The 7,591-nt window shown below is 35.4% G+C and carries 6 protein-coding genes; 4 read left to right on the top strand and 2 right to left on the bottom strand.

Features of this window, described 5'->3' with window-relative positions; translation table 11 throughout:
- The first annotated feature begins 661 nt into the window (after window positions 1–661).
- Window positions 662–1,321 (top strand): CAP domain-containing protein, encoded by a 660-nt coding sequence (locus tag AB4061_RS39985; protein WP_301264969.1) that lies wholly within the window; start codon window positions 662–664, stop codon window positions 1,319–1,321.
- Window positions 1,322–1,379: 58 nt separating this feature from the next.
- On the opposite strand, the gene AB4061_RS39980 is transcribed toward AB4061_RS39985, so the two are convergent.
- The gene (locus AB4061_RS39980) at window positions 1,380–1,883 is read right to left on the bottom strand and encodes a hypothetical protein (protein WP_301264968.1); all 504 of its coding nucleotides are present in this window, start codon (window positions 1,881–1,883) and stop codon (window positions 1,380–1,382) included.
- A 973-nt stretch (window positions 1,884–2,856) separates the two neighbouring features.
- Here AB4061_RS39980 and AB4061_RS39975 point away from each other — a divergent pair.
- The 3 genes from AB4061_RS39975 to AB4061_RS39965 all read left to right on the top strand — a co-directional run bounded on the left by AB4061_RS39975 (window position 2,857) and on the right by AB4061_RS39965 (window position 5,411).
- Window positions 2,857–3,210 carry a plasmid mobilization protein gene (locus AB4061_RS39975; RefSeq protein ID WP_441641572.1) on the top strand — a complete coding sequence of 118 codons (354 nt, stop codon included), beginning with the start codon at window positions 2,857–2,859 and terminating at the stop codon, window positions 3,208–3,210.
- Window positions 3,192–4,400 carry a relaxase/mobilization nuclease domain-containing protein gene (locus AB4061_RS39970; protein ID WP_441641571.1) on the top strand — a complete coding sequence of 403 codons (1,209 nt, stop codon included), beginning with the start codon at window positions 3,192–3,194 and terminating at the stop codon, window positions 4,398–4,400. Before AB4061_RS39975 ends, AB4061_RS39970 begins: the two co-directional genes overlap by 19 nt.
- 351 nt (window positions 4,401–4,751) lie before the next feature.
- A complete protein-coding gene (locus AB4061_RS39965) occupies window positions 4,752–5,411 on the top strand; it encodes a hypothetical protein (RefSeq protein WP_057275171.1) in 660 nt (219 codons plus the stop codon).
- A 286-nt stretch (window positions 5,412–5,697) separates the two neighbouring features.
- On the opposite strand, the gene AB4061_RS39960 is transcribed toward AB4061_RS39965, so the two are convergent.
- Entirely contained in the window at window positions 5,698–6,258 is a 561-nt protein-coding gene (locus tag AB4061_RS39960) for a DUF3967 domain-containing protein (protein ID WP_441641570.1), read from the bottom strand.
- Window positions 6,259–7,591: the final 1,333 nt, after the last annotated feature.

The raw sequence follows: 7,591 nt of genomic DNA, 5'->3' as shown, positions 1-7,591 counted from the left end.
GAATGAACTAACTTTTAGGTATTAAAAGACTAAAAAAACCACCTAAAAATATATAGAAGATAAATATTGTGTCGAATGTTACATAATAAATTTATCTAAGATAGAAAAAGGAGAAAGCCATAAATGCAATCTTCTCTTTTAGTTTGTCGCTTCCGGTAAACTCCATTATGCTTAACTACGTTTGTATAGCTTATACAGCCAAAAAACAGAAAAAACCTACCTTAGAGTTAGGGAGAAGGTAGGTTTTTTCTGTTAAAAGAATAGGGATTTTAAAGTTGCTGATGCCTCACGGCGTCTTGGGTAGTTTGCTCGAAAGGAATAATTTTATTCGTTAATATAAAAATAGGGTATTTATTTAGTACAAGCCATTCTCAAGCTACATATTATATATGATATACCTGCAGGTTACTCCCTTTCATAGTCCTGTTTTTCAAGTGAGAACAGGAGTTTTTTTATTTCTGATAAAATCTATTTGCTAACTAATAATGCATACCTTATACATCCTTGAAATAAAGAAACTACTTTAAAAAACTAAAAATTAGTAAGTTATTAGCTTACTATCTTGTTGGAATTATTTACTCCTAGATTTTTAAATTTTCTATGATTATGGTTATTAACGGAAGTACTATACATACATAAATAAGTATTGGGAGAGAGAATTATGAAAAAACAACTAATAGTATCTGCACTAGCTTTATCTATTATTGGTGGAGTTTCAACAACAAATGCAAGTGCAATGACTATGTATAAAGAACCACCTTTTGAAGCATACAAAGTAGATAAAGGGGATAACTTTTTCTTTATTGCCAAACGTTACGGTTTAGATTACAAAAAACTGATGGAATTAAATCCAAAAATTGATCCTTACAACATGGAAGTAGGGTCAATTATTCGTTTAAAATCTGAAACTTCGGTTACTAAACCAACAGCTTCAAGTTCAGAACTAAGCGCTTATGAACAAGAAGTTGTTACATTAGTCAATCAAGAACGTGCAAAAGTTGGTTTACCAGCTTTAAAGGTTGATAATCAGCTAGCTAAAACGGCTCGTCTTAAATCTCAGGATATGCATGATAAGAAGTATTTCGATCACACATCTCCAACTTATGGTTCACCATTTGATATGATGAAACAATTCGGTATCACTTATAAGACAGCTGGAGAAAATATTGCTTACGGTCAGAAAACACCTGCTGAAGTAATGAATGCATGGATGAATAGTCCAGGTCATAAAGCAAATATCTTAAGCAAAAACTTTACTCATATTGGAGTAGGTTATGTACAAGATGGTAGCTATTGGACACAACAATTTATTGGTAAGTAATAAAGAAAAACTAGGCTCAAAAGAGGAGCCTAGTTTTTTTGTATACATAGCAATTAAGTTAGAGTTTTACATCTCTAACTGCTTCAAAACGTGTAGTTGCACTGTCTGCAACAATTTCACCAGCTACACTACTAACGACAAATACCTCTACTATATCCCCGGCGTTTAATTCAATGATAGTAGAAACAGCTACATCATTATCAAATTGGATTGTGCTAAAAAAGTCATTATCTCGAGCTACATCCTTACCATTTACTTGAATGATTAGTAGTACTCTATAAGGATTGTTAAAGTGATTAGGGTCAAATTGAACGCTCGCAATGATGGAATATACCCCATCTTTTTTTGGAATAAATGTAGAACTACCCGGATTATATTCATTTGCTAAATCAAATTGTTCGTTTGGAAATCTAACTTTTACGCGAGTGTCTTCAGGAACATTTTGATTATTAGTTGTATTAACAGCTCTAAACGCTGATTTTCTTACTTCATTTTCCTTGCAATCATGCCATTCTTCGGAATTTGATCCTTTTATATATTTCTTCTCATAATATTCACTCATTTTAATCACCTTCTTCAATTTATATATATATGGTATTCATCAAGAGGAAGCTTGTTTGTATGCTTGTCCTAATACTTTAAATTATTTATTGATAAAACAGAAAAAACTACTGTTCATCGCCAAGCAGCAGTTTTTTCTTTAAGATAATAGCAATATAGGAACTCAGGATCTATTGGAAGAGCAGGAGGATGCTCACTTCTATAGTATGCAAAGTAATAAAAAGGGTTTGGACAAGTGTTCATTCTATCTAAAATTTCTACTATTTTTTATTTCTTTTTTATAAAATTCATTTTTAGTTAATAGGGGCTAGTCCTTATACAAGGTACGAGTCGTATTTTTTAAGAAACTCACTTAAAAAATCTCCACTCTTTTCTCCTTGTATAAAGACTTTCGGCAGGTTTGGATCTCTCGCCAAGCCGACATACCCAAAACGAAGATATAGGAATCGGCTTGTTTAAGCGAGTATACCTGCCGAACCGCCTGTACAGCTGTCTAAGGGTAATGCATCTTACTCTAAGATAGAGACACTCTAAAAACATAAGAAGCCAGCCTCTCACCCCAAAACAAAGGGGGAGATAAGCTGCATTGTCAATGGTAAGCGGACCGTAGGGAGCATTAAGGAATTGACAATGTCTCTACACCAAAACCCTCTTGGCACTCAAACAACCACGTTTGTTTGACGCCAACCGGCGAGGGAGCCCCCTCAAAGTTTGAGGGGGGTGGGGGTGTTTGTAGAAGCCATTCCAAAGGAGCTTTCCTTTGGCAGGTGTGGACAGCGTCCGCGGTTTTGCTCCCCCTTGAAAAGGGGGCTGGGGGGATTGTTATGCCTGGCATAACCAAGCTCAATTGGGTACCAATTGTAGAGCTTGCCTTATCCTTATTCCGACTGTTTGGTGTATTATGGAAGCATACAGTCGGAATTTTACACTAAGTTCACCACGTCCAGTAGGTGAACTTAAGGAGGAATAAAGGAATGAGCGAGACGAAAGGCGAGCGTAGGAACGAGCCTAAACAGGTGAAGTTCCGTGTCACTGAAGAGGAATTCGAACGGCTATCGCTGATGGCGGATAATGTAGGAATGACGGTGCCTGCCTTTGTGAAAGCAAAGGCACAGGGTACCCGTGTACGACAGCCGAAGATCAATCGTGAGGGCGCTCTGGCCATCGCGAAGGAATTGCGAGCTGTGGGTACCAATGTGAACCAAATTGCGAGATGGTGCAATGCACGAGACATTGAACAATTGAGTAAACAGGAGCTTGAGAGATTGGTATATAATCTCGACGAAATTAAAAAGGGATTGGCTGCAGCATGGCAACAGTTAAGCTGAGTACGACGAAAAACGCCAATGCATTACTGAAGTACGCTGAGAAGCGTGCTGAGGTATCAAATTCGCTTGATTGCGATGTGGACTATGTCAGGAACCAATTTAAGGCTACAAGGGAAATATGGGGCAAGAGCGGCGGCATACAAGCCCATCATGTGATCCAGTCGTTTAAACCAGATGAGGTGGATCCTAAGAAAGCCAACGAAATTGGGTTAGAACTAGCTGAGAAGATGGCAAAAGGTCATGAGGTGGCCGTCTATACGCACACGGATAAGGATCACATTCATAACCACATTGTCATTAATGCCGTGAACTATGAGGATGGCCGAAAGTTTCATGCCCATGGCCAAGATGCCATTGATCGTTTTCGTGAAGCGAGTGATGAGCTATGTAAGGAACACGGGTTGTCCATTGTAGAAGAGCAATCGGCCGAGGTTCGCTACACATTAGCTGAACAGTCATTGCTTCAAAAAGGTGAGTCGAGCTGGAAGGATGAAATTCGAACGGCCATTGATTCTTCAAAAGAACAGGCAACGAGTTTTGAAGATTTCCAGGAACATTTAAAAAACCAAGGCGTCCAAGCTACCTTAAGAGGTAAAAACATCACGTATGAGCACTTAGAATCGAATAAAAAGGTACGTGGCAGCAAGTTAGGGCTGGCGTATGAAAAGGAGACGATTTTACATGGCTTTGAAAGACAAGTTACAAGAGAAAGAGAAGCAGCAAGTTCAGCAGAAAGAGGAGTTATATCAGTTATACCAAGAGATGATTTTGCGTCTCAGAGCGACAGAGGGCTATCTCTCGACGTTCCTGAAAGAAAACATGAACAAAGAGATGATGATCGAACAAGAGCTAAATCAGATCAAACAGACGAGCCAAGACGTGCAGAAGGAAATGGAATTGACTTCGATGTCATTGCTCAGCAAATTAGAGAACGACATCGAAACACACAAGCAGTATACAAACGAAACTTTGGCCGAGATGAAGACGGCCATCAGAGTGCTGCACAGCGACATGAAACAGAATCAGGAGTTTCTGAACAAGGAGTTCCAAGCAAACAATCAAGTAATCAAGGACGAGCTAGAGAAAATCAACAACAACCTGGGGAGCAAGTTCGACATGTTGAGCGAGAGAGCGAAGTCAGACCTCAGCGAGATCGAAAAAAACAGCAAGACTATGATATCGAACGCTAAGTTAGGGGTAGCATTTAATGGCTGGTTGGATTGGGTGAAATATGGGGCCGGTGCGGCTGTCTTTATGGTCCCTATGTTCTTCTTATTTAAATGGTTCTTTGGGTTATTTGGTATTAATCTAGGTTAAGTTATGGGGAAAATATTAGTTTAAGAGTAGAAAATCAAAAGAAATGGTAGAAATTTTGGTAATTCTACCTGTACAATAAAAATAAGAAAAGCCCTCAAGTTTTGGCCGACTCAGAGGACTTTTCAAAGACAATAAAGAAGGAATTAACCTTCAAAAACACATTATTATAGTTTTATTCTAACACAGTAGGGTTAATTCCTTCCACACTAAATGGAGGAATTACGGTGAAAAAAGTATTAGAAGAAGCAGAAAAGAAAGCAAGAATTAGAGATTTGAAAGTAGAAGAGTTAATTAATCAAGCACAGGTTGGTTTGTCTACAGAACAACAAAGAATGTTGATGGAAGTCTTGCATAATGCTACTGGAGAAAACTATTTCATCGGTAAACGAAAGAAAAAAACTGATGGGGTGAAGTTTGTGCAACTAATTATGGATAATGTAAGTTACTTGAACGATATAGGATATTTAAAATCTGCTCAAGAGGCTTTTCTTTTTAAATTAAGTCCTTATGTTGAATTTAAATCAAATGTTCTTATAGAAAAAGTGAAGCAAGTAGATCTAGATAGTGATGATTTAGAGATAGCAACTAATGCTTTGACACCTACATATCTAGCAAAGGAATTTGGTGTAACCAGAAAACACATATCGACTATAATGAACAGTCTTTTAGAAAAAGGAATATTAGGAGTAGCTGAAGCAGGAATGACTACAGAAGATGGACGAATTTGTACAAGTCGTACTTGGTTTGTAAATCCTAATATTATGTGTTGTTCTCCTAAAGACGGTATAGATAGAGCAACTCAACATGTTTTTAAAAAGTCTTTAAAGAACTTCGTTGTAGAGGGTTCTTCCAAAAAACATAACTTGCCCGTTTATTTATTTTAAACCTCAATTTTTTGAGGTTTTTTTATTTGGATTCCATTTATTAGGTGTAACCATATGGTTACACAGGTGTAACCATATGGTTACACTATACGTGCTTCAAACCCTTGGTAATACTCACTTTTGGTATATGCCCCTTCTCACTCTATTTAAATAGCAATTCGCTGATAGAATTGCAAGGGTCTTTTTATAATTTTTTCGTTAGAAAAATAATAGCCTAAAGGCTAAAAAAACCGTCTCAAAACGGTCATCTTTTAATTAAAAAAACTACCCAATCAATTTGAGTAGTTTAACGTAACCATAATTGCCACCATTTCTTTTTAGCTTGTTCTTTTGACAAGCTAGTAGCTATTTCTTTTTGTGATTCTTGCATTTCCCTTAATGTTGTAATTAATGTCTTATCTCGTTGTTCTAAACTATCTTTTATGTATGCCTCTTGTTTTAAAAATTGCTTCTTAAAGTCCTCTTGCTGTTTTTCTATAATTTCATTTTGGTCTTTTACTAATTGTTTTAACTCATCTAGTTCGGTCATAACGGTTGTGACTTGTTTGGTTATAACCGTTATATCTTCTGTTGTAACAGTTATGTCGGTTATATCAGTTGTGTCAGTTATAACTTTATCTTTTACAATTTCCTTTACAGCCTTCGGAACAGTCATGCCCTTTTCATTTTTTAAAAGCATTAATTCTTTAAATAAATTTATATCATCTTGTGAAAACAAGAGTTGTCCTTGTTGATTACGTTTAAAGTTATAACCATGTTCTTCAAAAAGTAAATAATATTTTTTGGCAGTTGAAGTAGTAACTCCAATAGCTCTTGCTAATCCATCTACTTTTTCATAGAATTCCATGTACATATTAGTTATAACCTCCGATTTATTTAGGGTTATAACTAGTATAACACCATCTTAATTTAAAAATCTTTAGAATTCATTACCGATAAATGATAAGAACAATTTTAATACTTGTTTCATACTTATCAAATTTAATAAGTACGAAACAAGTATCAAAGACTTTTTTTAAAGTTGAAGGGATGCTGTACTAGATCTCTATAAATAATTAAAACTGAAATATCAAGACCAACATTACAAATTTTAATATCTATAATCTCAAAATTATTATTTTGAAGAAAGTCACGCAATCGTTCTTCATATTTATCCAATGTGGTCGTTAAAACATGAATCTTTAATGTCCTAGAATTACCTAACATAAGATCATACACTTCTTTCTATATTTGTCGTATATTACAGTGTATGAAGCTTGTACAGAATGGAAACTGCAGTTTATATCTTTTTCTTTTATAAAAAGGATATATCTAAAGATGATTAATGTTTTTAACAAAATAAAAAGCCACCTCGGCATTGGCAAGCGAGGTGGCTTTTTTGTAAGGGTTCGTTCATACGTATCCGAAGTATGAAACATACATAGATTATCACGTTCTGTAATTAAAGGCTATTTTTAATGTGTTGTTGCATATKTATAAAAGGTGCGCTTTTTATACATCTTTTCATTAATCACCCATCCAAAGAGTGCTGTTATATCAAGGATGTATAAAAAGCTGCATACTAAAGAAAAAAGCCTTTTCGAGAACCCTTGTCCTGCAAGGGTTCTTTTTTTGTTTGTGTTCCGGAAAGAGACATTATGTTAACTAAACATGTATACGATATACAGCTTAAAAAGAGAAAAAACTACCTGTGCGGAAGGTAGTTTTTCCCTTAATAAAATCTAATAAAGAGAGATAGGATAATTTATATTTTAAATCCTATAATTCATGATATGTTAATTGGTTAGAAATGTTTGGACAAGTGTTGGTATTGGAAAAAATTTAAAATGAATCGGGCTGTGTAGTTTGCTTAAAATGTATAATTTTATTCTTTAATAAAAAAATAGGTATTGTTCAGTGCAATTCTCCTTAATTTACATATAATGTATATATGACGTGTAACTAATGCATTAAAACATTATTTTTTCGTTCTGGTCATGTTCTTTAAGTGAGAACATGCCTTTTTTTTACTTCCGATAAATCAGATTATGTTAACTAAGATTGAATACGGCATACAGCCTAAAAACAGAAAAAACTACCCTGGTGTGTGATAGGGTAGTTTTTTCTGTTTGATGAATGGTAATCAATCGTTAGCTGACGTTGCAGAGCGTCTTGGGTAGTTTGCTCAATACATGTARATC

This window comes from Cupriavidus sp. YAF13 (assembly GCF_052113425.1).
In the GTDB taxonomy this organism is placed as follows: domain Bacteria; phylum Pseudomonadota; class Gammaproteobacteria; order Burkholderiales; family Burkholderiaceae; genus Cupriavidus.
The sequence above is the reverse complement of the archived record's forward strand: the minus strand, read 5'-3'. Positions and strand labels throughout refer to the sequence as shown.

Coding starts and splice junctions, on each gene's coding strand:
- AB4061_RS39980 (WP_301264968.1), bottom strand. CDS start 1,883: ATGAGTGAATATTATGAGAAGAAATATATAAAAGGATCAAATTCCGAA.
- AB4061_RS39985 (WP_301264969.1), top strand. CDS start 662: ATGAAAAAACAACTAATAGTATCTGCACTAGCTTTATCTATTATTGGT.
- AB4061_RS39970 (WP_441641571.1), top strand. CDS start 3,192: ATGGCAACAGTTAAGCTGAGTACGACGAAAAACGCCAATGCATTACTG.
- AB4061_RS39960 (WP_441641570.1), bottom strand. CDS start 6,258: ATGGAATTCTATGAAAAAGTAGATGGATTAGCAAGAGCTATTGGAGTT.
- AB4061_RS39975 (WP_441641572.1), top strand. CDS start 2,857: ATGAGCGAGACGAAAGGCGAGCGTAGGAACGAGCCTAAACAGGTGAAG.